Annotated in this window: 19 protein-coding genes; 4 read left to right on the top strand and 15 right to left on the bottom strand. The window is 63.6% G+C overall.

The features are described from left to right. Positions 1-52 precede the first annotated feature (52 nt). From B0E46_RS10430 to B0E46_RS10410, 5 genes are all read right to left on the bottom strand, one after another. Positions 53-1,066, bottom strand: a complete 1,014-nt coding sequence (locus B0E46_RS10430) for a sensor domain-containing diguanylate cyclase (RefSeq protein WP_077555712.1) — start codon at positions 1,064-1,066, stop codon at positions 53-55. Between the two features lie 87 nt (positions 1,067-1,153). Continuing rightward, positions 1,154-2,278, bottom strand: coding sequence for a sterol desaturase family protein (locus tag B0E46_RS10425; protein WP_077555711.1), 1,125 nt, complete (start codon positions 2,276-2,278; stop codon positions 1,154-1,156). 172 nt (positions 2,279-2,450) lie between these two features. After that, complete coding sequence (locus tag B0E46_RS10420; RefSeq protein WP_077555710.1) at positions 2,451-3,392, bottom strand: sensor domain-containing diguanylate cyclase; 942 nt, start codon at positions 3,390-3,392, stop codon at positions 2,451-2,453. 248 nt (positions 3,393-3,640) lie between these two features. Continuing rightward, entirely contained in the window at positions 3,641-4,417 is a 777-nt protein-coding gene (locus B0E46_RS10415; RefSeq protein WP_077555709.1) for a hypothetical protein, read from the bottom strand. A gap of 177 nt (positions 4,418-4,594) precedes the next feature. Next, positions 4,595-5,632 carry a phospholipase D-like domain-containing protein gene (locus B0E46_RS10410; RefSeq protein ID WP_168171181.1) on the bottom strand — a complete coding sequence of 346 codons (1,038 nt, stop codon included), beginning with the start codon at positions 5,630-5,632 and terminating at the stop codon, positions 4,595-4,597. Between the two features lie 254 nt (positions 5,633-5,886). Between B0E46_RS10410 and B0E46_RS10405 the strand changes: the two genes are divergently transcribed. Continuing rightward, entirely contained in the window at positions 5,887-6,927 is a 1,041-nt protein-coding gene (locus B0E46_RS10405) for a hypothetical protein (RefSeq protein ID WP_077555707.1), read from the top strand. 130 nt (positions 6,928-7,057) lie between these two features. Here B0E46_RS10405 and B0E46_RS10400 read toward each other — a convergent pair whose 3' ends face one another. The 9 genes from B0E46_RS10400 to miaA all read right to left on the bottom strand — a co-directional run bounded on the left by B0E46_RS10400 (position 7,058) and on the right by miaA (position 15,148). After that, entirely contained in the window at positions 7,058-8,293 is a 1,236-nt protein-coding gene (locus B0E46_RS10400; protein WP_217316338.1) for a type II toxin-antitoxin system HipA family toxin, read from the bottom strand. Beyond that, the gene (locus B0E46_RS10395; protein WP_217316337.1) at positions 8,286-8,522 is read right to left on the bottom strand and encodes a helix-turn-helix domain-containing protein; all 237 of its coding nucleotides are present in this window, start codon (positions 8,520-8,522) and stop codon (positions 8,286-8,288) included. The genes B0E46_RS10400 and B0E46_RS10395 overlap by 8 nt, the downstream gene beginning before the upstream one ends. Before the next feature lie 178 nt (positions 8,523-8,700). Further along, positions 8,701-9,993: an adenylosuccinate synthase gene (locus tag B0E46_RS10390; RefSeq protein ID WP_077555817.1), complete on the bottom strand. Its 1,293-nt coding sequence runs from the start codon at positions 9,991-9,993 to the stop codon at positions 8,701-8,703. An 81-nt stretch (positions 9,994-10,074) separates the two neighbouring features. Next, positions 10,075-10,257, bottom strand: a complete 183-nt coding sequence (locus B0E46_RS10385; RefSeq protein ID WP_077555704.1) for a DUF2065 domain-containing protein — start codon at positions 10,255-10,257, stop codon at positions 10,075-10,077. Between the two features lie 8 nt (positions 10,258-10,265). Then, positions 10,266-11,135, bottom strand: coding sequence for a protease modulator HflC (hflC, locus tag B0E46_RS10380; protein WP_077555703.1), 870 nt, complete (start codon positions 11,133-11,135; stop codon positions 10,266-10,268). Continuing rightward, a complete protein-coding gene (hflK, locus tag B0E46_RS10375) occupies positions 11,135-12,208 on the bottom strand; it encodes an FtsH protease activity modulator HflK (protein ID WP_077555702.1) in 1,074 nt (357 codons plus the stop codon). Before hflK ends, hflC begins: the two co-directional genes overlap by 1 nt. Positions 12,209-12,386: 178 nt before the next feature. Beyond that, positions 12,387-13,688: a ribosome rescue GTPase HflX gene (gene hflX, locus B0E46_RS10370; RefSeq protein ID WP_077555701.1), complete on the bottom strand. Its 1,302-nt coding sequence runs from the start codon at positions 13,686-13,688 to the stop codon at positions 12,387-12,389. Between the two features lie 57 nt (positions 13,689-13,745). Further along, positions 13,746-14,033 carry an RNA chaperone Hfq gene (hfq, locus tag B0E46_RS10365; protein WP_077555700.1) on the bottom strand — a complete coding sequence of 96 codons (288 nt, stop codon included), beginning with the start codon at positions 14,031-14,033 and terminating at the stop codon, positions 13,746-13,748. A 134-nt stretch (positions 14,034-14,167) separates the two neighbouring features. After that, positions 14,168-15,148, bottom strand: coding sequence for a tRNA (adenosine(37)-N6)-dimethylallyltransferase MiaA (miaA, locus tag B0E46_RS10360; RefSeq protein WP_077555699.1), 981 nt, complete (start codon positions 15,146-15,148; stop codon positions 14,168-14,170). Between the two features lie 149 nt (positions 15,149-15,297). Here miaA and B0E46_RS10355 point away from each other — a divergent pair, with 149 nt between their 5' ends. Then, positions 15,298-16,023, top strand: coding sequence for a hypothetical protein (locus tag B0E46_RS10355; protein WP_077555698.1), 726 nt, complete (start codon positions 15,298-15,300; stop codon positions 16,021-16,023). Between the two features lie 81 nt (positions 16,024-16,104). Here B0E46_RS10355 and B0E46_RS10350 read toward each other — a convergent pair whose 3' ends face one another. Beyond that, positions 16,105-18,267 (bottom strand): S46 family peptidase, encoded by a 2,163-nt coding sequence (locus tag B0E46_RS10350; protein WP_077555697.1) that lies wholly within the window; start codon positions 18,265-18,267, stop codon positions 16,105-16,107. A 233-nt stretch (positions 18,268-18,500) separates the two neighbouring features. Here B0E46_RS10350 and tdh point away from each other — a divergent pair, with 233 nt between their 5' ends. Next, positions 18,501-19,523, top strand: coding sequence for an L-threonine 3-dehydrogenase (gene tdh / locus B0E46_RS10345; protein ID WP_077555816.1), 1,023 nt, complete (start codon positions 18,501-18,503; stop codon positions 19,521-19,523). 135 nt (positions 19,524-19,658) lie between these two features. Next, positions 19,659-23,300, top strand: a complete 3,642-nt coding sequence (locus B0E46_RS10340; RefSeq protein ID WP_077555696.1) for a DUF748 domain-containing protein — start codon at positions 19,659-19,661, stop codon at positions 23,298-23,300. The last annotated feature ends 92 nt before the right edge of the window (positions 23,301-23,392 follow it).

The raw sequence follows: 23,392 nt of genomic DNA, 5'->3' as shown, positions 1-23,392 counted from the left end.
TGCTGATGGTGAAAGGCTTCGCAGATGACGACAGCGCGCAAGATCGGGCGAGTCAGCGCAGCAACGGCTTCAGCTTCGCCCGTTTGGCGACGTACATCGATTGATCCGCCTTGTCGAGCAGGTGATTGAGCTCCTCGCCATCATCCGGGTAGATCGCCAGACCGATACTCGCGCCCAATGGAATGGACTTCCATTCGAACTCGAAGGGTTGGCCGATCTGTTCCGCGAGGCGTTCGACATGGTGCCTGGCACCATCGCGGCCGTCGATGCTGGACAGGATCACGCCAAACTCGTCGCCGCCCACGCGAGCTACCGTATCGGCTGCGCGGCAGGCATCCTTGATGCGCCTTGCCAGTTCCCTGATCGCAGCATCCCCGACTCGATGACCCAGCTGATCGTTGATCGGCTTCAGGCCATCCATGTCGACATTGAGCAAACCGAATGGCGCGGACCCGCGCTGGGCCTCGGCCAGCCGATGACGCAGACGTTCGTAGAACAGGGAACGATTCGGCAAGCCGGTGAGCGCGTCATGGGTTGCCTGGAACAACAGCTCGCTCTCCTCGTACTTGGCCGCATGGAACATCGCCGCAGCAATCACCTCGGACATCAGTTCCAGGATCTTCACATCGCCGTCGTCGAAAGCACCGGGCTTATCGGACAGCACTTTCAGCACGCCGACCACGGTTTCGTGATGGCGCAAGGGCATCACGACCATCGAGCGTAAACCAATCAGGCGGCAGGCTTCGCGATTGACCCTGTCGTCGGTATCCGAATCGGTGCAGGACAGCGCACGCGCCTCCTCGATGCATTGCCCCGACAGGCTCATGGCAAGCTGCAGGCGCAGGCCCAGGTGTGGGCTGGCTACACCCGAAGCTGCCCGGTAAACCAGCTCGCCATCCTCGGCCAACTCCACCACCGCACCGGTCGCCGAAGTAAGCCGCTGCGTACGCTCGGCAACCAGCGTCATCACGGCGCCCAGGTCCAGACCCAGCTTGGCAATCTCGGTCTGTGTCCTGATCACCTCCAGCAGTCGGTCCCCACTCCAACCGATATGCGGCTCGCTCATCACCCTGCCCCTGACGGTCGAGGTGTTGTCACCCCATGCCTTGGGTGTAGCTCACTCCGAACCTGGCTTTAGTGCAATAGCCAGCGATCAGACGGAGATTCCCTGGTCGTCGGTGTCGGCCACCGGCTCGGTTACCCGGGCTGGCGACGGCGCCGAAGCCGCCATCGGAATGTGGCTCGACTCCAGCTCGTGCAGGTCGAAATCCTTCACGGAGATCGGTTCGTAATTCACGTTGAACGCCACCTCGCCGTAACGCCAGCCGGCACGGCGGCGAAATGCACCCCAGAAACGGCGCAGCGTGGCCAGCTGTTGGGCAACGATGCCGCGCCGGTTGTCGGCATCGACCATCGGGTCACCCACACCGGTGGGATGCGCGGGTTCGCCGAACAGCGCGGTGCCGAAAACGATGTCCCATAGCGGGAAGATGAAGGCGTAGTTGCAGGCGTGCAATTGCGGACGATCCGGATCCACCCGCATGTGGTGCAACCGGTGATAGTGCGGATCGACCAGCACTTTCTCCAGCACGGGCCCGAAGCGCAGCCGCACGTTGGTGTGCCCGAGGTTCTGCAGCAGCTCGCCGGACAGCACCAGCAGCGCGAAGTCGGTCGGCGAGACGCCGATCAGCAAGGCGACCGCAGCCACGATCAACGCCTCCAGCAGATCGTCCAGATAATGGTCTCGATCGTTCGACCAGCAGCTGAGCTGGCGCTGGCTGTGATGCAGGCTGTGCAGCGCCCACCACCACGGGATGCCGTGCTGCAGGCGATGGATCAGGTAGTAGACGAGATCGTAGATCGCGTAATAGACCAGGAACAGCAGCACCGGGTGATGGCCCAGCCAGGGCAGCATGCCCTGCACGCTGATCAGGCCGGCGGCATCGTCGCTGCTGCTCCCGCCAAGCCACTGACTCAGTGGCGACAGCACCAGATAGGTGAACAGCGGCAGCACGCCGAACAGCTTGATCAACGTGTAGCTGCGGTCGATCACGGTGAACCGGCGATCGGCCCAATGCTCCACCGGCCACAGGCTTTCCATCGGTCTGAACACGAACGCGATGATCGCCACCTGTACGGCGGTCAACAGGAAGTATTGCGCGATCTCGCGCGGCCGATCGACGTAGGCGGTGAGATGCAGCGCGGCGAGGCCAGGCACGATCGCGCGATTGGCCAGCCAGCTCACCACCCCGGACCAGAAAGCGTAAACGACGTGCATGGCCGGACAGGGATGTGGGCGAACACGCGCAGGCTAGCTGCGCAGTCGTTCGAAAATCTTTCTGTCGTACTGCTGTTTTCAGCTGGGATTCAAGAAACTTAACGCCCCTACCATCGTCCGAGCTGCGCCAAAAGAACCTGGCTATCGCACCATTGAACGAAATAGCCGACCCCTAGTTCTCCGCAACCATACGGTTCCGTCCCTGCTGCTTGGCCTGGTACAGGCGCCTGTCCACCGCCTCGATAAACGGCAGCGGTTCATCGCCATCGGACGGAATCGTGGTGCCCACGCCCAGGCTGACGGTCAACACCGGGCCAATCCCGGAGCGGGCATGGGGAATCTGTTCCAGCGCCATCAGCTCGCGACAGCGCTCGGCCACTTTCAGCGCGGCACGCTCGTCCGTTTCGGGCAGCACCAGCACGAACTCCTCGCCGCCGAAACGGGCTACGAAATCGCGCGCCCGCGTTGCTGCGGCACCGAGAACATGGGCCACCCGCTTCAGGCACAAGTCCCCCTCCAGGTGTCCGTAGTGGTCGTTGTACTGCTTGAAATAATCGATATCGAGCATGACCAGCGACAGCGGCTGCCGGTTGCGCCGCGCATTGTTCCATTCGGTATCCATGATGGCATCGAACCGGCGCCGGTTGGCCACGCCCGTAAGCCCGTCCTTGTACGACAGTTCCTCCAGTTCCTTCTGCATGTCGATCAGCTTCTGCTCGGTCCGCTTGCGCTCGCTGATGTCGAACATGAATCCGATCAGCGAATCGACCGAACCATCCGCATTGCGCACCACGTGCACCACATCGCGGATCCAGACGTAATCGCCGTTCTTGCACAGTGCGCGATAGTCGGCCTCATGATCGACGCCGGCCTTCGATTGCGCGACGCAAAAATCGACGGCCCAGGCCCGGTCTTCAGGATGCATGCGATCGGCCCAGTCCTGCACGCTTGCCCAACTGGACGGCTCCCAGCCCAGCAGACCCTCGATCTGCGGCCCGATATAGGCGAACCCCATCGTGGTCCAATCGATTTTCCACGGTATGGCCCTGGTCGACTCCAGCAGGGTCTTGTAGACGTCGCCGTCCGTTTCCATTCTCTGTTCGATATCAGCCATCGCTTCCAATCCACTCATCCCGGGAACGCGGTCATGCTGCTGGCCAGGGCCTCCAAGGCTACTGTCCATCGCTGCATTTTCGTTCCATGCGGAGCCCGCAGAAAGCGTGAAGCCGCGCCCTTCCTCCGGATCGTACAGGCACACGCCATGCTTGCATCGATTCCGGTCACTCGCTCGGCCGCAAACGACGCCATGCGAGCTTCGAGCCGGATGCGGCAGACCAGATATCTGCGCGAACGGTCAACGCATCACTTCACCGGACGCGGCGCATTCGTTGCGGGTGCGGCCACCTGTTGCAACGCACCGACGCTCACGTGCCCGGACCAGCCGTCGAACACGATCGCGGCTTGCTTATCGATCGCATCGACCATCGTCTGCATCGGCAGGCATTGCTGGGGATCGGGCGCCGGGTCCGCCGGTGTCGTCAGGCCCTCCAAGCAGTAATTGCCCTCGCCGGCATTCGCATGCGCGAGCTGGGCCATGCCTTGCGTGTAGCGTTTCTCGGCACGTACCGCTGCGGTGGCATCGGCATAGACCGGGCGAAGTTTCGCCAGCAGCGATTCGGCGGCCTGGCGCTCGGCCACCGTGGCATGGGCATAGGCCGATTGATAAGCCTGCCCGAAACTGGATCGCGGCCGTTCCGCCGCCAGCGTCAGCCAGGCCAGCGCCAGCGGGCGGTTCACCGGCTGGTGGTCGCCATTCAGCGCCATGATGCCGAGCACGTATTGCGCCGGCTTGCTGCCCCAGCCAGCCGCCTCCTGGAAGAATTTCTGTGCGTAGCCGTAGTGCTGTTCGCCATAACTCAGCGTCGCCAGGCAATAGAAATAATCGCCGGGAAGAAAGCGTTCCTCGCCGATCGCACACTTGGTCGACGCTAGGTCGGCATCGCTAGGCGCCGTATCCGCACTCTTGGGCGCAGAGACTCCATCGGTTGCCGCAGCCCCCATCGAAGGCGCTCCGAACATTCCGGCCAGCAGTGCAGGCAACAGCAGCGACCGCACAGATTTCCAGAACAAGCCGTGCATGTGTATTTCCCTTGAAGGATTCGATGGATAAGTTCATCCAGCCTCCATAGTAACGCCGACTCGCCTGCGAGGATGACAGCCAGTACGGATACACGGGCCGGCTACGGCGTATCGGCATCCACCGGTGGATACGTCGAAGCGCATGATGTTTGCACACCATGCGCTTCGACGACGGGTTTACGACTTGGTCCAGGGCGTGCCACCTGCATAGTCACTGCTGAGGGTGGTATTGAGCTGGGTCAGGATGGCTGCCGTGGTGGTGATCAGCCCAAGTTCCCGGTTCTCCGTCAGCGAGGCCGAGGAGAAGTTCTCCGATCCCACAAAGGCCTTCGCGGTCGAGGTGCCGTAGTCGGCCACGATCACCTTGGCGTGTATGTACAGCCCCGTGGCCGTATCCGGATAGGTGCTGATCTTCACGCCGGCTTTGGTGAGAGCTTCGAATTCGCTCTGGTAGTCGTTGTCGTCGTTGGTCATGCACACGGTCACCTTGACCCCGCGCTTGGCCGCATTCTCCAGCGCGGTGACGATGGTGCTGTAGCTCATTTCCTCGTTCTCGATCAGCAGGCTGTCCTTCGCCCCATTGATCAGGTTGACCAGGTCGGTCTTGGATACCGTCGGGCTCCAGACCAGATCGTCACCCACCGGCGGCGTGATCGTCTGGGCCTTGAAGTCGGCGTTGAACGTGCTTTCGATCGCGGCGACATCGCCTGGATCGTTCTCGATCACCGCAAAGTCGCGGGTGGTGCTGTAGTAGCGGCTGGTCAGGTTGAGCGTCATCACCGCACTGGTGGTGTCGTCGATGGTGATGGTCTTCTGATGGGTGGCTGCGTATTTGGTCCATGCCCAGACCACGTTCACACCGCAGCCCTTCAGCTGGGTGTAGGCCGCCTGGTTGTTACTTTTCTCGAGGTTCTGGTCGAGGATCACGCGCACGTTGATGCCGTTCTCGGCGGCGGTGCAGAGCAGGCCCGAAGCCTGCGTATCGACCAGCTCGTACATCGTCATGTCGATGCTGGACTTGGCCGACTGGATCAGGTTGTAGATGGGCGTGAGGCCCTGGTCCGGTTCGACGACCAGCGTCTGGGTGACGGCGGTTGTGGCTTGACTGCCTTCATCGGCGAGAGTTTGTGCAGAAACGCCGGCACAGCCGGCACAGAATACCGAGGCGAAAAGTGCCGCCTTGACGGCAACGGACAACCCGCAACGATCTTTCATGTTTAAGTCCTTTTGATTTGGATGACAGTTGAGGCGCGAGTCCATGCGATACGTAGTCACCGCCCTCCCTGAGCGGCTTGCGGCTGTCCAACCGATCCAGTGCTCCCCTGCAGCAGACGCGCAAGCGTCACAGCCGTGCGGGATTGGAGCGTGACCATGTGACGCTGCGTTTTCCGTTAACCAGTGCAGGTTCCTGCGTTCAGAAGCGGTACATGCTGAAAACACGATCGCTCCGCCGGTGCTAACGTCCGCGCATGCCGATTCGCCTCCTGCCCCTGCTTGCCGTGCTGTTTATGCCGCTGCCGGCAACCGCCAGCGATGTGCCTGCCGCCACCGGCTTGCTGCACGATGAGGTATTCACCGGCTACTCGCCGCTGTCCCGCAGCAGCGAGCTGGTGCGACGTCTGCTGAGCCCGTTGAACGCGCTGCGCGTCGGCCAGGAATCGAGACGCCAAGGCCATGCCATACGCGAGCAGCCGCTCGACCTCGCGCAGGAGAAATTCGCCGTCTACGTGCCCTCCCACGCACCGCCACGCGGCTACGCCCTGCTGGTGTTCGTGCCGCCATGGCCGGAGGCTGCCGTGCCGTCATCATGGACCTCGCCGCTGGATCGCCACGGCATGATCTACGTCAGCGCGGCGAATTCCGGCAACGCCGCCGATGTGCTCGACCGTCGTGTACCGCTGGCCCTGTTGGCGGCATACAACATCATGCAGAAGTATCCGGTGGATCCGCAGCGCATCTATATCGGCGGATTCTCTGGCGGTTCGCGAGTGGCCGAACGCATCGCGCTGGGCTATCCGGATCTGTTCCATGGCGCGCTGCTGCTGGCCGGCAGCGACCCGATCGGCACGGCACAGCTGTCGCTGCCTCCAGCGAGGCTGTTCCGGCAATTCCAGGACAGCATGCGACTGATCTATCTCACCGGCCAGAATGACCAAGACCACCTCGACATGGATACCCGCAGCCAGCAGTCGCTGCACGAATGGTGCGTCTTCCACCTGGATACGGTGTCGGCGCCGTGGTCGGGCCACGAGGTGGTCGCACCCGGACCGTTGAGCCACGCGCTGGACTTGCTGGACAAGCCCGCGCAGCCCGATCCGGGCAAGCTCGCCGATTGCCGTGCACGTATCGACAAGCATCTCACCGAGCAACTGCAGCAAACGGAAAGCCTGCTGGCCAACGGCAAACCCGACAAAGCACGCAGCTTGCTCGACAAGATCGACATCCGTTACGGCGGTTTGGCTGCGCCCCGCAGTATCCAGCTGGCCGAAAAAATCTCGGCGCCGCACTAGGGATGGCCTGAATAAGGAATCCCCCTCAGATTAGCCGACGCCGGAAATGGAATTTTCTCGTAGCGAGAGTGTGCTGTTCTCCTCCTCCGACCTGTCAGGCAAACGGATCATTCATCACGATCTGCGGCAGTCAACGCGCTGCCAGCGGGCGACTGAATCCCGCTTCCATTCGCTCCATGCAGTGGTGCAATGCCTGCTTCACGGCAGGCACTTCATCGAGCAGGTCGGCATGGGTCTGCAGCTGTTGCGCGCAGGCTACCAGCAGGTGTCCGACACGTTCGCGGGGTTGCTCGATGTCGCAGCGCTCGGCTAACTCCAGCAGATGCAGGCGCGCAGACTGAAAACTCTTGCTGCCGCCGAGGGTGAGCGCCAGTGCATCGTCGGGAAGGTACGCGGTGGTGTTGACGATGTCGTAGGCCGGTGCCATGCGGCAGTCGGCCGTGGCGGGATGGGTGTAGAGCAGGCCGAAGTTCTTCAGGTGGGCATCGCCGTTGCCCACGATCACCGACAGCGCCACGATGTCGAACAACTGGGTCAGTGCGGCCCGTACGTTTGCAGCCGGGCAGTTATTGCGGATGACCTTGGCCAGGCGCTCGTAGCTGCCTTCGTACTTCTGCGACGTGCCCAGGCCCATCAGCGTGGCCATGTCCTCAAAGCCCAGTGGCATGCCTTGCGCATCGCGATCGAAGCGTCGCATCACGAACAGATCGTGCTTGTCGGATAGAAAGAACTCGGGCACGGGGATGTTCGCGGCACGCGCGATCGACATGCAAACGAATTCGTTGATGGCCAATCCCGGGTATTGGGCCTGCCCGCTTTTCACGATCAGATCGCCGGCAACGAGCGTGGCTTTTGATCCACCCACTTCAGCGCGTTCGGGCACCAGCACCTTGGGCTGCACGCCAGAAACGCCGGTGCGCAACAGGTAGCGTTCCACCAGTTCGGTGAACAGGTTTTCGGTGCCGTCCCAGGCGAGGATCTCGGACAGTCGTTCACCCTTCGCCGCTGTCTGCGCGTTGCCGAGCAGGCGTTCGACCTCGGGCGATTGCACGCATAGACGGCCGATCGCGCCATCGTGCCCGGTGAGCGCGAGCAGCAGCATGGGATCGAGCTGGGTGAGCTTGGCCAGGCGCAGACGCAGTTGTTCCAGCACAAAGCCTTCCGGCAGGCTTTGCTGGAAGATCGGCAGCAGTTGCGTGGCGCGATATTGATCGCGTCGCACTGGCATGGTCAGGCTGATCGCCACATCTGGTGTGGTGCCCGAATAACGAAATTCGTACTGGCCGGCTTCGTGGTGCAGGTCGCCGCTCACGCCCTGCGGCGTCAACACCTGCGCCTGTACGACGGCGGCCGTTCCCCTACTCACGGTAATGCTCCGCGAGTTCCTCGAAGGCCGGACGCTGCGCAGGCTCCAGCCGGAACGCCGCATCAAGCGCTGCAGCGATACGGGCATAGCTCTCGAATGCCACCGAACCGCTGCCTTGTTCCAGCAGCACCAGTTTCGAACGCGCCATACCGGCGCGCTCGGCCAGCGCGGCTTGAGTGAGGCCACGACGCTTGCGCAACAGCCGAATCTGCTGGCCGATATCGCTCATGAGGGCTTGGGTGTCCATGTCTCGAATATCGGACATATTTACTTAAATGTCCATTATTCGAGACATTTTGTTTATTTGTCACGATGAATTCGTTCAGCTTTACAGCTGCCGTCGGTGTCCGCCAACAAAAAGCCCCGCGATGCGGGGCTCTTTGAATCCAACCCCAAGGCGGAGGCGATCAAGCAAACGGATCATCCAACACGATCGTGTCGTCACGATCCGCACCCGTAGCAACCAGCGCCAGCTTGCAGCCCGACAGTTCTTCCACCGCACGCAAGTAAGCGCGGGCCGCAGGCGGCAGCTTGTTCCAGTCGCGGATGCCGGCGGTGGATTCTGCCCAGCCGGGGAACTCCAGGTAGACCGGCTTGCACTCGTCCCAGCCGTCGGCGTCGAGCGGGGCCAGTTCGCGGCGCTTGCCGCGGTATTCGTAGGCGATGCAGACCTTGATGGTTTCCAGGCCGTCGAGCACGTCGAGCTTGGTGATGGCCAGGCCGTTGATGCCGTTGATCTGGGTGGCGCGCTTGAGCGCGACCAGATCGATCCAGCCGCAGCGGCGCGGGCGGCCGGTGCTGGCGCCGAACTCGTTGCCGACCTTGCGCAGGCGTTCGCCCATCTCGTCGTGCAGTTCGGTGGGGAACGGGCCGCTGCCCACGCGCGTCGCATAGGCCTTGCAGATGCCCAGCACGTAGTCGATGTCGCCGGCGCCCACGCCGGTGCCGGCCAGCGCGCCGCCGATGGTGGTGTTGCTGGAGGTGACGTAGGGATAGGTGCCGTGGTCGATGTCGAGCAGCGCGCCTTGCGCACCCTCGTACATGATGTTGCCGCCGTCCCTGCGGATGTCGTGCAGGATGGTGGCGACGTCGTCGACCATCGGGCGCAGGTATTCGCCCCAGGCCAGCGCGTCGTCCAGCACCTTCTGGTAGTCGACCGGCTCGACCTTCAGCCACTGGGTGAGGATGAAGTTGTGGTAGTCGACGGCGGTCTTGATCAGCGCCGGCAGTTCATGCGGGTACATCAGGTCGGCCACGCGCACGCTGCGGCGGGCGACCTTGTCCTCGTACGCCGGGCCGATGCCGCGGCCGGTGGTGCCGATGGCCTTGCCGCCGGCGGCGATCTCGCGCGCCTTATCCACGGCGATGTGGTACGGCATGATCAGCGGCGTGGCCGGGCTGATCTTGAGGCGCGAGCGCACTTCGACGCCGTTGGCCTCCAGCTCGGCGATCTCTTCCATCAGCGCGGCGGGCGACAGCACCACGCCGTTGCCGATCAGGCACAGCGCGTCGTCGCGCAGGATGCCCGAGGGGATCAGGTGCAGCACGGTCTTCTTGCCCTTGATCACCAGGGTGTGGCCGGCGTTGTGGCCGCCCTGGAAACGTGCCACGGCGCCGACGCGCTCGGTCAGCAGATCGACGATCTTGCCTTTGCCTTCGTCGCCCCATTGCGCACCAAGGATTACGACTGACTTGCCCATGATCTTCTCGCTCGTTTGGGTTGGCTCCGTGCGGGAGCCGGGGAAAACATCACGCATCGCGGCTCCGGGCCGCGGCGCGTATCAATGAAACAGTTGCAACAACAGCAGTCCAACCACGATCACGCCGGCGCCGTACAGGCGCAGGGTGCGCGGGGGCAGTTTCAGCGCCTCGCGCACCATCGTCTGCCAGCCTTGCGGTGCCACGAACAGCAGCAGGCCTTCGATCACCATCATCAGGCACAGCGCGGCAGTCAGCTGGTGCATCGGTGCGCTTAGCGCTTGGACGCCGCCGGCTGGTTGAAGTAGCGCATGAACTCCGAATCGGGTTTCAGTATCAGCACGCCCTTGCCGTCCTTGAACGAGGTCTCGTACGCCTGCAGGCTGCGGTAGAACGCGAAGAACTCCGGATCCTGGCTATAGGCCTGAGCGTAGATCGCGGCTGCCTGCGCGTCGCCGTCACCCTGCACCTTCGCGGCGTCACGGTTGGCGTCGGCTTTCAGCACCTGGGCCTGGCGATTGGCGTCCGCCTGGATCGTCTCAGCCGATTCCTGGCCGGTATAGCGCAGCTCGTTGGCCAGTTGCAGGCGTTCGGCGCGCATGCGCTTGTAGACCGATTCGCTGACCTCGTTGGGCAGGTCGATGCGCTTGATGCGCACGTCGACCACGGCGATGCCGAGGTTCCTGCGCGCGGCGGCATCGGTCTGCGCACGGACCCGCTCGGTGATGTCCTTGCGGCCACCGGAGATCAGGTCCGGCAGGGTGCGCGCGTTGAACTCGAAGCGCAGCGCGTCCTTCACGATCGGGGTCAGCCGCTGCGCCGCCATCAGCTGGTCGCCGCCGGTGGCGCGGTAATAGGCCGCGTTGTCGACCACGCGCCACTTCACGTAGAAGTCGACGTTGACGCTCTTCTTCTCGGAGGTGAAATAACGCTCCGGCGGCGCATCCAGCGACAGGATGCGCTTGTCGAAATCCATCACCTGCTGGATCACCGGCAGCTTGAAGTGCAAGCCCGGCTGGTAGTCGGTGTGCACGATGCGGCCGAACTGCAGCAGCAGCGCGCTGTGTCCTTCGCTGACCACGAACATGCTGTTGAGACCGAGCAGGACGATGATCGCCGCGATGATGGCGGAGGTAAGTTTCATCATGGCTGCGTCCCCTTGTCAGCCGCATTGTTGCTGACAGGTGCCGGCGTGATCGCGCCCGCGGTGACCGTGCCGGTTTCAGGCGCGGCAGCACCGCCTTGTGGCGTCGGCAGGTTGATGATGTTGCGGCCGTCGGAGCCGTCGATCACCTTGGCATTGTTGGCCATCACCTGTTCCATGGTTTCCAGCCACAGGCGCTTGCGCGTCACGTCAGGCGCAGCCTTGTACTGGGTCAGCAGCAGGTTGAAGCGTGCGGTATCGCCCTGCGCACGGGCGATGCGCTCGGCCTTGTAGCCGGCCGCCTCGGCCGCAATGCGCGCAGCGTCGCCACGTGCCACCGGCACCACCTTGCTGGCATAGGCCAGGGCGCCGTTCTCGATGCTCTGCTTGTCTTCGCGGGCGTTGTTGACGTCGTCGAAGGCGTCCTTCACCTCGTTCGGCGGGGCCACGTTCTGGAAGCTGACCTCGGTGACACGCAGGCCGGAATCGTAGCCGTCCAGCGTTTTCTGCAACGCCACCTGGGCCTCGCTGACCAGGCTGGCGCCGGCGGCGGACAGGATCTGGTCCATGTCGCTGCTGCCGATCACCGAGCGCACGGCGGCCTCGGCCGCGGCGCCGATGGTACCGTCGGGGTCGTTCAGCGAGAACAGGTATTTGCGCGAATCGTCCACCTGGTACTGCACGGTGAAGTCGATCGTGATGATGTTCTCGTCCTTGGTCAGCATGGCCACCTTGTCGGTGACCGAGCGGATCCGCGTGGCTTCGACCTTGGTGACCGATTCGATCGGCTGCGGCAGCTTCAGGTGGAAGCCTGGCGCCAGCGTGCGCGAGTACTCACCGAAACGCAGCACCACGCCGGTCTGGCGCGCACCGATGATGGTGTAGCAACTCAGCAGCAGGCCGACCGCGAGCAGTACCAGCACGCCGGTGAGGATGCTGCCGGGACCATGCCCAAGCTTGCCGAGCAGGGATTTCAGGTTGCCGAGCAAGTCGTCCAGCGGCGACTTGCCGGACGGACGCTTCCTGTTCCACGGATCACGTTGCCCATTATTGCCGGGTTCATTCCATGCCACTGTCAGTCTCCTTGAAGCCGTCGGGAGGCCGGCAACCACGGCCGGAACACGCGTTGCACCGGGTTACACATGAGATTCAGCCTGAGCTGTTGAGGTGATACGCGACCCGCAGGTGAGAGCCGCACAAACACCGGACATTCTAGCAGAGCCGGATGGCGTCGTCCGCTGAACAGTGGCGTCATTCCGCCGGAGCCAGCAGCTCGCGCAGCAGCCGGGTTTCGGCCGCATTGCCGCCACTCAGCGGCGCGATCACGCTGCGCGGCGCATCGATGCGCAGCTGCCAGCCGTGTTCGTCCACCGTCTCGCCGGTGATCGCACCTGCCGCCTTCAGCCGCGCATGCAGCCGGCCGGCCGACAGCGGCAGCTGCAGTGACGACTGCACGCGGTCGCCGCCGAGCAATTCGCCCAGCGCCTGACGCAAGAGATCGAGCCCGACACCCGTCGCGGCGGACAGCCAGACACGCACGGGTTTTCCGGCGGCATCGCGGTCGATGCGCGGTTCGGCACCGGCGAGATCGATCTTGTTCATCACGTGCAACTGCGGCACGTCGCCGGCGTCGATTTCTTCCAGCACCTTGTCGACCACGCGATGCAGCCGCTCGCGCTCCTCGTCCGCCGCGTCGCTGACGTGCAGCAGCAGGTCGGCGTCGCGCGCCTCGGCCAGGGTGGCGCGGAACGCGGCGACCAGGTCATGCGGCAGCTCGCGGATGAAGCCGACGGTATCGGCCAGCACGGCCGGGCCGCAGCTGAGGTTCTCCAGCTTGCGCACGGTGGGATCGAGCGTGGCGAACAACAGGTCGGCGGCAAACACCTCGCCGGTCGTCAGCGCATTGAACAGGGTCGATTTGCCGGCGTTGGTGTAGCCGACCAGGGCGACGCGCGGCACCGTGTTGCGCAACCGCGCACGCCGCTGCTGGCCGCGCTGGGTCTGCACCTTTTCCAGCCGCTTGGTCAGCATCTTGACCCGCTCGGCGAGCAGGCGGCGGTCGGTTTCGAGCTGGGTTTCGCCGGGGCCGCGGTTGCCGATGGCGCCGCCGCGCTGGGCGTCCAGATGGGTCCAGCCACGTACCAGCCGGGTGGCCAGATGCTTGAGCTGGGCCAGTTCCACCTCCAGCTTGCCCTCGTGCGAACGCGCACGCTGGGCGAAGATGTCCAGGATCAAGCCGGCGCGATCGACCACGCGGATGCCCAGATGCTTCTCGAGGTTGCGCTCCTGCACCGGGGTGAGCACATGGTCGACCAGCACCAGGTCGGCCTCCAGTGCACGCGCCGCCTCGGCGACCTCGTCGGCCTTGCCGCTGCCGATGTAATAACGCGGGTTGGGATCCTCGACGCGGGCGCTGATCACGCCCAACACCTCGGCACCGGCGGACTTCACCAATTCGGCAAATTCCGCCGCACGGCGCGCCGTATCGCCTTCGCCGCGGGAATGCGGCAGGACGAGTACGGCGCGGTCGCCTTTCTTTTGTCTGTCAAACACGGATGGGTGCGATCCTTCAGGAGCAGACCCACGTCATGCGGGCAGTTGCCCCATCAATCAAGCGTCCGCGTCATTCGAGGCGGATGCCGGGTCAACATGGGCATCGTGGCCTTCATGCCCGTCATGGCCATTGCCGATGCGCACATTGCGGCTGGGCACCACGGTGGAGATGGCGTGCTTGTAGACCATCTGGCTGACCTGGTTGCGCAGCAGCACCACAAACTGGTCGAACGACTCGACCGTCCCCTGCAGCTTGATGCCATTGACCAGATAGATGGCGACCGGCACGCGTTCGCGCCGAAGCGCATTCAAAAACGGATCCTGCAACGATTGTCCCTTGGACATTTCTTGTTCTCCCCTTGCCACGGACTCAGCCGGAGAAAAAACGCCCATGGCGCCCCGGCCCAACATGGCTTGGATGTTAGCTGTTTTCAAATGCTTGATGAAAGTGGATTTTTGCGGGCCATGCGCGCATCGGATCAGGCCAGCGGCGTGGCGGCATGCCCGTGCCTGCCGGATTCGTCCAGAAACAGCTGCACGGCATCGGCCGCACGAGTCGGCAGACCGGGGCGATCCGGATCGAACAGGCGCGCACCGACGTCGCTGCGCAGCCAGGTGATCTGCCGCTTGGCCAGCTGGCGGGTGGCGAAGATGCCGCGGTCGCGGAACTCGCCCGGAGTCGAACCGCCAGCCAGATGCTCCCATGCCTGGCGGTAGCCTACAGCGCGGATCGCCGGCAGCTCGGGATGCAGGTCGCCACGAACGCGCAGGGCACGCACTTCGTCGAGAAATCCCGCTGCCAGCATCGAGTCGAAGCGCTGCGCGATGCGTTCGTGCAGCACGCCACGATCCGCCGGCAGCAGGGCCAGCTTGAGGACGCGCCACGGAAAGTGTCCGCTGCTGCCGCCACGCTGCAATTCGGACAAGGGCTGGCCGGTCAGCTCGATCACTTCAAGTGCACGCTGCAGGCGTTGCGCGTCGTTGCAACCGATCCGGCGGGCGGCTGCCGGGTCGAGTTGTGCGAGCCGCGCGTGCATGGCCGGCCAGCCGAGTTGCTGCGCCTGCTCGGCGAGCCGCTCCCGGATCGCCGGATCGGCTTCCGGCAAATCGGAAAGCCCTTGCTGCAGCGCGCGGAAATACAGCCCGGTGCCGCCGACCAGCAGCGGCACCCTGCCCTGCGCGCCGATCCGCCGCATCACCGGCAGCGCGTCCGCACGGAAGTCCGCCGCCGAATACGGTTGCGCCGGATCGCGGATGTCGACCAGGGCATGCGGGTAGCGCGCCAGCGTCGCCGCATCCGGCTTGGCGGTGCCGATATCCATGCCGCGGTAGACCAGCGCCGAATCCACGCTGACCAGGTCCAGCGCAAAGCGTTCGCTCAGGTCACACGCCAATGCGGTCTTGCCCGAGGCAGTCGGGCCCATCAGGAAAATGGCGAGAGGGCGCTGGTCGACGGGCATCCGCCCATTGTAGCGGGCACGCGATCCTGCGAAGCCAGGCGTCAACCGTCATCGCGAACGATGCGTTTGCACGATCACGCGGCTCTTCGCGCGCCGGACTTTGGTCCACCGTGCACGCTCACTGTCAACGATCATCAGAGGCCCATCCCATGACATTTCCCAAATCGCCTCGCCTGCCGCTGATGCTGTTGCTGGCCATGTCTTCATTTGCGATGACTGGCCTGATCCGCGCAGCCAATCCCAACACGTCGGACTTCAGCGGGATATGGCGGCTGAACGATCAGCAGAGCGATAGCCCGTCGGATATCGCCGCGCGTCTCCGAGCGGAAAGAAAACGCGAACAACCCGTGCAGCTGCCGGCCAGCGCTGCCTCGACCGGCGCGCCATCAACCAGCCAGACCTCCGGTCAACACGGCGGGCACGTCGGCGGGCACGGCATGGGCGGTGGCACAGGAGGTGGTGGCATGAGCGGCGGGCATGGCCACGGTGGCGGTCGCGGTCACGCCAAGGCGCCCACTTCGGACAATGGCGCTGCGCCGCCGGATGCGCCGCCACCGTTGCTCGAAAACGATTCGCTGCTGAACGTGCAGCAGGATGCCAAGGGCATCCGCGTCGTACTCGGCGACAAGGACCAGCTGGACAGCAGGCTCGATGGCTTCGCCCGGCAATCGCTCAACGGCGGTGCGATGGTGAGCAGCCAGATGACCGCTGCAGGCATGCAGATCACCATGCAGTTCGATGGCGACGTCCGCCTCCAGCAAGACTGGGCGCAGTCGCCCGACGGCCATCATCTGATCGTCACCGAAACGTGGACTACCCCGGCCGTGCAACAGCCGATCGTGTTCAAGCGCAGCTATGACCGGCTGGATATCTGAGTGGGGCGGCTGCATCGGGATCCATGAAAAGCAAAGGCCCGCGTCGATGACGCGGGCCTTTGCCGTTACGCGAGGGTAGATTTACTTCGTCGGCACGCCCATTTCCTGCAGCAGGTTGTCGGCGTGGTCGAGGTGGTGCATCACCCACAGCATGTAGCGCACGTCGACCTGGATCGAGCGGTTGAGCTGCGGGTTGAACAGCCAATCACCACTGACCGATTCCCAGTTGCCGTCGAACGCCAGGCCAACCAGCTGGCCATTCGCATCCATCGCCGGCGAACCGGAATTGCCGCCGGTGATGTCGAGGTCGGCGAGGAAATCGACTGGCAGCGTGCCCTGCTTCGGCGAGGCGTACCCATCGAATGCCTTCGCCTTGATCGCAGCGAGTTCTTGCTTGGGTGAATTGAACGGTTCGATGCCGGTGTCCTTTTCAAGGATGCCCTGCACCGTGGTGAACGGCGCATAGCTGACGCCATCACGCGGCGCCACGCCCTGCACGTTGCCGAAGGTGACGCGCAGCGAGCTGTTGGCGTCCGGGTACACCGGCAGATGCTGCGAATCCTTCCACGCGATCATCGCCTGCATGTAGCGCGGACGTAGCTTGCTCATCTCGCCCTCGCGGGCGTCCATCTCGTCCTCCAGCTTCTGCAACTGCGGTTGCACCGCGCGGGCAAGCATGAGCAGGCCGTCGTTGCTGGCGTCGATCGCCTTGGCGTCGGCCTTGAACCACTTCAGCCGCTCGTCGGTCTGGCCAAACAGGCTGCCGGCGTACAGTACTGAAACCTTGGCACCGATCGCCGCCCCGGTGGTCGCCCCACCCAGCCACTGGTCCAGCGCCGGCAAACGCTGATCCTTTGGCAGGGTGACGTAACGCTGCAAGGCATAGGTCATGAGTTGCTGGTCGACCTTGGCGTCGTAGCGGCGATCCATCTGTTTCAGCGCACCCTCGATGCGCACCTCGTCGCGCTGCTGATAGCCGGCGGCACGTTCGAGATCCGGCTTGACCCGCTCTTTGGACAGGCGCACCAGACGCACCGCATTGCTGAACATCGACGAACGGTTGAGCAGGCCGATGTCGAGGTTGCGTTCGCGCGTCGCCCGGTCGGCGGCAATCGCCTCGCGCAACTTGCCGATATCGGCCACCAGCGCCTCGTTCCCGGCGCCGCCCTGCTGCTTCAGCCACGCCTCGAGCTGGGCTTCCTGCGCACGCTTGACGTCGACCGCATCAGCACGATGCAAGCCCTCAAGCTGGCCACCGAAGTTCTTCAGGTAATTGTTGAGACCCGCCACCAGGCTGGCGTATTTCACCGCCACTTTCGGGTCGGCCTTGCCGGCGGTGTTGATGATGTTGAGCGTGTCCTCGTACACCTTGATCTGGGTCGGGTAAACCCAGTCGATCGAGTTCTGCACTTCGTCGGCGAGGCGGTAGCGGTTGGTGCGTCCCGGATAGCCGACCACCATCACGTAGTCGCCCTGCTCCACGCCCTGCGGGTTCACCTTCAGCACGTGCCTGGGGTGATACGGCACGTTGTCTTTTGCATAAGTGGCCGACTTGCCATCCTTCGACACATAGGCGCGCAGGTAGCTGAAGTCGCCGGTGTGCCGCGGCCACATCCAGTTGTCGACGTCGCCGCCGAACTTGCCGATCGACTCCGGCGGCGCGTAGACCAGGCGCACGTCCTTGATTTCCAGCTGCTTGATCAGCTGGTAGCTGTAACCGCCGTGGAAGGTGTAGACATCGCAGCGGTAGCCTTCGCTCTCGCAGCCTTTCACCAATTGCTTGATCGCCAGTTCGATCGCCTTGTAGCGTTCGGCGCCGCTCATCTGGTCGTTTAGCCTGGCGTTGACGTCTTTGGTGACGTCGCGGATTTCCTCGGTGACGAACACGCGCATGTCCGGCGAACCCGGCAGCTCGTCCGCCCTGGTCTTGGCCAGGAAGCCATCGACGATCAGATTCTTCTGCGGCGTGGAGTTGTACTGCAGCGCGCCGTAACCGCAATGATGATTGGTGACGATCAGTCCCTCCGGCGACACGAACGACGCGGTGCAGCCGCCGAGGCTGACGATTGCGCCCATCGGATAGGCGGTGAGGTCGGTCAGCGTGACCGGGTCGAGTTTCAGGCCGTGCTGTTTCAGCGTGTCGGCGATCTTCGGCAACTGGGCGGGCTGCCACATGCCTTCGACGGCGTGGGCGGTTCCGGCGAGGCCGGCAAGTAACGCGGCGGCAAGCAAAACGCGGCGCATGGTAGCTCCTTGAGGGTCTGATATCGGCTTCTGTCGCATGTTCTTGCGGCAGGAACTGGCCTTTATGCCGCAAACGGGCGTCACGTAGATAGTGACTTTAGGCATGGTCCGGCTGCTGGCAGCCACGTCGCCCAGCCGTCAGTGCCCCTTCGGTGCCCGGTTCGATCCCTCTATAATTGCGCCCTCCCTGCCCGCTGCGCGGGCCAACTGATGGACTCCCCATGTCGCAGACGATGAAAGCCCTGGTCAAGCGCAAGCCCGAGCAGGGCATCTGGATGGAAGAGGTACCGCTGCCGGTGGTCGGCCCGAACGAAGTGCTGATCAAGATGGAGAAGACCGCGATCTGCGGCACCGACCTGCACATCTACAAGTGGGACGAGTGGAGCCAGCGCACGATCAAGCCGGGCCTCACCATCGGCCACGAGTTCGTCGGCCGCATCGTCGAGATCGGCCCGGGCGTGACCGGCTACAAGATCGGCGACCGCGTCTCCGCCGAGGGCCACATCGTCTGCGGTCACTGCCGCAATTGCCGCGCCGGCCGCCAGCACCTGTGCCCGAACACGATCGGCATCGGCGTGAACCGCAATGGCGCGTTCGCCGAATACATGACGATGCCGGCCTCGAACCTGTGGCCGATCCCGGACCAGATCCCGTCCGAACTGGCTGCGTTCTTCGATCCGTACGGCAATGCCGCGCATTGCGCGCTTGAATTCGACCTGATCGGCGAGGACGTGCTGATCACCGGCGCCGGCCCGATCGGCATCATCGCCGCCGGCATCTGCAAGCACATCGGCGCGCGCAACGTGGTGGTCACCGACATCAACGACTACCGCCTGAAGCTCGCCGCCGACATGGGCGCGACGCGGGTGGTGAACGTGTCCAAGCAGTCACTGAAAGACACGGTGAAGGACCTGCACATCGAAGGCTTCGACGTCGGCCTGGAAATGAGCGGCAACCCGCGTGCGTTCGCCGACATGCTCGAGTGCATGTACCACGGCGGCAAGATCGCGATGCTCGGCATCATGCCGCGCGGCGCCGGCATCGATTGGGACAAGGTGATCTTCAAGGGCCTCACCCTGCAGGGCATCTACGGCCGTCGCATGTACGAGACCTGGTACAAGATGACCCAGATGGTGCTGACCGGCTTCCCGCTGCAGAAGGTGCTGACCCACCAGATCCACATCGACGATTTCCAGAAGGGTTTCGACCTGATGGATGCCGGCACCTGCGGCAAGGTCGTCTGCTCCTGGAACTGAGTCATACGCCACGGGTTCTGGTGACCGCCACGCTAGACTGAGGTACCGGCAGGCCGACAATGCCTGCCGATTTGGAAGCGTCTGGTCATCAAGCCAGGTACCGACAGTTGGTGATGCCAAGGGAGCAGAGACGGTATGGCAAACCGCAGTCCTTCGCGTGATGAACTGCTCAACGCAGCACGCGAACACGCTCGCGCACTGTATCGCTCCCACCGGCTGCGCAAGAGCGCGCTGATCCTCGGCATCGTGCTGCTGATCTTCGGCCTGCTCGGTTTCTTCGCGGCGCCGCCGCTGATCCGCAGCCAGCTGCAGACACGCCTCGGCGAGATGCTGCAGCGCCCGGTCAGCGTGGCGGCGGTGCACCTCAACCCGTTCACGCTGAAACTGGAACTCGACCAGCTGCATGTCGGCGAACGCGACGGCAAGTCGCCGTTTGTCGACATCGACCAGGTGGTCGTCAACGCCTCGTGGACGTCGCTGTTCCGCATGGCGCCGGTGCTCGATGAGCTGCGTTTGCAACACCCGCAATTGCACATCACGCGCACGGCGCCGCAGCAGTTCAACTTTTCCGACCTGATCGAGCGCCTTGCCGGAAAACCCGCGCGGCCGAATGCGTCACCGGCACGCTTCGCGTTGTCCAACATCAGCGTGCACAGCGGCGACATCGTGTTCGACGACAAGGTACTGAACAGCAGCCACCGGATCGGCCAGCTCGAACTCGGCATTCCGTTCATCGCCAACCTGCCACACGATACCGACGTGTTCGTGCAGCCGCTGCTGGCGATGCAGATTGACGGCAGCCCGCTGCGGATCGGCGGCCAGACCAAGCCTTTTGCCGACAGCCATGAATCGTCCATCGACTTCAATATCGATCACCTGGATCTGCCGCGCTACCTGAGTTATGTACCGACCCCGTTGCCGGTGGCGATTGCCAGCGGCCAGTTGTCCGGCCAACTCAAGCTGGATTTCATCGACCGCAATGCCACCCAGCAGATGAAGCTGAGCGGCAACCTGCAGCTGGACAACTTCGCGGTCAACAGTCACGACGGCATGCCGATCGTCGAGCTGGGCCATGTCAGTGCCAGATTGGCGGATGTGGAACCGTTGGTGCCACGGTATGACTTCGACGCCATCGCACTCGATCGAATCATCGTGCATTACACGGCACTTGCCGGTGGCCGCAGCAACCTGGACGCGTTGACCGGCACTGCTGGAGCACCGAGCAAGCCGGCATCGCCGCCCGCCGATATGCGGATCACCACGCTGACCTTGCAGGGCAGCCAGATCGCCTACGCCGACCTGAGTGGCCCGACTCCGGCGCGGCTATCGCTCGACAATCTGCAAGGCAGCATCCGCGGGTTCGCGACCCGCCCCGCTCCGCCGGCCAGTATCGACCTGAATGCAGGGCTTGCCGGTGGCACGCTGCATGTCAACGGCGCACTGCGCCTGAGCGGCAGCCGCTTCACCGGTCAAGTGGAGCTGCACGGCGCGGGGTTGCCGCCGCTCGTTGCCATGACGCCCACCATGCTGAATGCACAAGTCAGCCATGGCACTCTGGATGCGAGCGCACAGCTTGCCGCCGACTGGAGCCAGACATTCAACCTGCAGCTCGATGCAGGCAAGCTCGCGGTGAGCGATTTTTCGTTGCAACAGAAGAGCCGTACGCCGGTGGCGTGGAAGGCTCTCGATGCAGATATCACGCATCTGGATCTGGCCAGCAGCCAGGCAAGCCTGGGCAGCCTCAACCTGCAAGGCTTGAAGATCGATGCCCAGCGCTATCGCAACGGCCGCATCGATCTCGCCGAGCTCATGAAGCCGTCGCCGCATCGTGCCGCAGGCAAGCGGCCGGCAGCACCGGCATGGCATTGGAGCATTGCGCATGTCGGTATCGATGGCAGTGCCTTGGCCTATCGTGACGCGGCTGTTCCGGGCAAGGCTGGGCATCTCGCGGTAAATGCCGACAAGTTCAGCATCGACGGCCTGTCCGACGACATGCATCAGCCGCTGAAACTGGATCTGGCCGGTGGCATCGACCAGGGCAAGTACCGCATCACCGGATCCGTCCGGCCACAACCACTCAATGCCGATCTCCAGGTCACGGCAACCCGGCTGAACGTGGCGCCGTTTCAGTCCATGGTCAAGGCGCCGCTCAACGTGCACGTCGACAGCGCGCTACTGAGCCTGAAAGGGCATGTGCGCTATCGCGATCACCGGCCGGAACCTCTGCTGAGCTATCGAGGGCAACTCACGCTGGGCCGCGTGAATGTGCTGGACAACCTCACCAACAATGATTTCCTGCGCTGGAATTCGCTGGCGGCCACCGGTCTCGACGTGCGCACTGGCGAAGGCGCCCCGCAGGTATCGGTAGCTGGATTGGCGCTGGATAACTTCTACGCCCGCGTGATCGTCAACAGCAATGGCCGCCTGAACCTGCAGGATGTGGTGGCCAGTCCGCAGACGGCGCCGGTTTCGGTGACGCAGGCGAACAATGCACCGGCTTCACCCGGCGCGCCCAGCGTTGCCGCGGCCAATCCGGTGGCGACCGGCACTCCCGCACCGAGTCCGGCAGCCAGCAATGCGGCACCGCCGGCAGTGATCCATATCGGCCAGGTCATCCTTGCGCGCGGCAACCTCAACTACACCGACAACTTCATCAAGCCCAACTACACCGCGAACATCACCCAGCTCGCGGGCAAGATCGGCGCCTTCGGCACGGCCAGCGGCGCACCACCGGCACCCCTCACACTGGAAGGCCAACTGGACGACAACGCCCCGGTCAACATCGACGGCACGATCAACCCGCTGACGCCGGTGACGTTCCTGGATGTGAAAGGGAAAGCCGACGGAGTCGAACTGACGCACCTGACGCCTTATTCGAGCAAGTACACCGGTTATCCGATCATCAAGGGCCGGCTCACCATGGATGTGCATTACGCGCTCGATCAGGGCAAGTTGAATGCGGACAACCATATTTTCCTGAGCCAGCTGACCTTCGGCGATCGCGTCGAGGGCACGGGCATCGGCCATCTGCCGGTGAAGCTTGCGGTGGCCCTGCTCAAGGACTCGCAGGGCAATATCGACGTCGATGTCCCGGTGACCGGTTCGCTCAGCGACCCGCACTTCAGCTTCGGCGGCCTGATCTGGCATGCCTTCGTGAATCTGATCGGACGCGCGGTCAGCTCACCGTTCCGGCTGATCGCCTCGGCCATGGGTGGCAACCACCAGGATCTGGGCTATGTGGAATTCGCGCCCGGTTCGAACGTGCTCGATGCGCAAGCGCAGGAGCGGCTGACCCAGATCGCCAAGATCCTCACCGAAAAGCCTTCGCTCAGCCTCGACATCATTGGCCGGATCGATCCGCAGTTCGATGAGAGCGGCCTGCGCAAAGTCATGATGCAGGAATCGATCATGCACGAGGTGGCCAAGGCCCAAGGTGGTGACGGGAACGATGTCTCGGCTCTTTCGAAACTGAGCCCGGACGACTACGACAAATACCTCACCAAGGCCTACAGGCATGCCAAGTTTTCCAAGCCGCGCGACCTGATCGGCCTGACCAAGTCGCAGCCGCCGGACGTGATGGAAAAACTGCTGCAGACCAATATGACGGTCGACCAGGATGCCTTGCGTCATCTGGCCGAACGGCGCGCCGACGCGGTTCGCCAATGGCTGCATGGCAAGGTCGACGACAAGCGCGTGTTCGTCTCGGCGCCCAAGCTGGACGCCAAGGGCATCGACGACAAGGGCAAGACCACGCGCGCCGATTTCGGCCTGCATTGATGATCGCATCGACAGCCGCGATGACTCCGCCGCTGTCAATGGTTTTCCGCCGTCGGTGAAAGGCTCACAATGGGCGCTTTCCCCGTCTGTGG

Origin of the sequence: Rhodanobacter sp. B04 (genome assembly GCF_002001125.1) — a bacterium.
In the GTDB taxonomy this organism is placed as follows: Bacteria; Pseudomonadota; Gammaproteobacteria; order Xanthomonadales; family Rhodanobacteraceae; genus Rhodanobacter.
The sequence above is the reverse complement of the archived record's forward strand: the minus strand, read 5'-3'. Positions and strand labels throughout refer to the sequence as shown.

Bases quoted from the DNA above. Each gene is read 5' to 3' on its own strand.
- B0E46_RS10430 (WP_077555712.1), bottom strand. From the start codon at position 1,066: ATGAGCGAGCCGCATATCGGTTGGAGTGGGGACCGACTGCTGGAGGTG.
- B0E46_RS10425 (WP_077555711.1), bottom strand. From the start codon at position 2,278: ATGCACGTCGTTTACGCTTTCTGGTCCGGGGTGGTGAGCTGGCTGGCC.
- B0E46_RS10420 (WP_077555710.1), bottom strand. From the start codon at position 3,392: ATGGCTGATATCGAACAGAGAATGGAAACGGACGGCGACGTCTACAAG.
- B0E46_RS10415 (WP_077555709.1), bottom strand. From the start codon at position 4,417: ATGCACGGCTTGTTCTGGAAATCTGTGCGGTCGCTGCTGTTGCCTGCA.
- B0E46_RS10410 (WP_168171181.1), bottom strand. From the start codon at position 5,632: ATGAAAGATCGTTGCGGGTTGTCCGTTGCCGTCAAGGCGGCACTTTTC.
- B0E46_RS10405 (WP_077555707.1), top strand. From the start codon at position 5,887: ATGCCGATTCGCCTCCTGCCCCTGCTTGCCGTGCTGTTTATGCCGCTG.
- B0E46_RS10395 (WP_217316337.1), bottom strand. From the start codon at position 8,522: ATGAGCGATATCGGCCAGCAGATTCGGCTGTTGCGCAAGCGTCGTGGC.
- B0E46_RS10390 (WP_077555817.1), bottom strand. From the start codon at position 9,993: ATGGGCAAGTCAGTCGTAATCCTTGGTGCGCAATGGGGCGACGAAGGC.
- B0E46_RS10385 (WP_077555704.1), bottom strand. From the start codon at position 10,257: ATGCACCAGCTGACTGCCGCGCTGTGCCTGATGATGGTGATCGAAGGC.
- hflC (WP_077555703.1), bottom strand. From the start codon at position 11,135: ATGAAACTTACCTCCGCCATCATCGCGGCGATCATCGTCCTGCTCGGT.
- hfq (WP_077555700.1), bottom strand. From the start codon at position 14,033: ATGTCCAAGGGACAATCGTTGCAGGATCCGTTTTTGAATGCGCTTCGG.
- miaA (WP_077555699.1), bottom strand. From the start codon at position 15,148: ATGCCCGTCGACCAGCGCCCTCTCGCCATTTTCCTGATGGGCCCGACT.
- B0E46_RS10355 (WP_077555698.1), top strand. From the start codon at position 15,298: ATGACATTTCCCAAATCGCCTCGCCTGCCGCTGATGCTGTTGCTGGCC.
- B0E46_RS10350 (WP_077555697.1), bottom strand. From the start codon at position 18,267: ATGCGCCGCGTTTTGCTTGCCGCCGCGTTACTTGCCGGCCTCGCCGGA.
- tdh (WP_077555816.1), top strand. From the start codon at position 18,501: ATGAAAGCCCTGGTCAAGCGCAAGCCCGAGCAGGGCATCTGGATGGAA.
- B0E46_RS10340 (WP_077555696.1), top strand. From the start codon at position 19,659: ATGGCAAACCGCAGTCCTTCGCGTGATGAACTGCTCAACGCAGCACGC.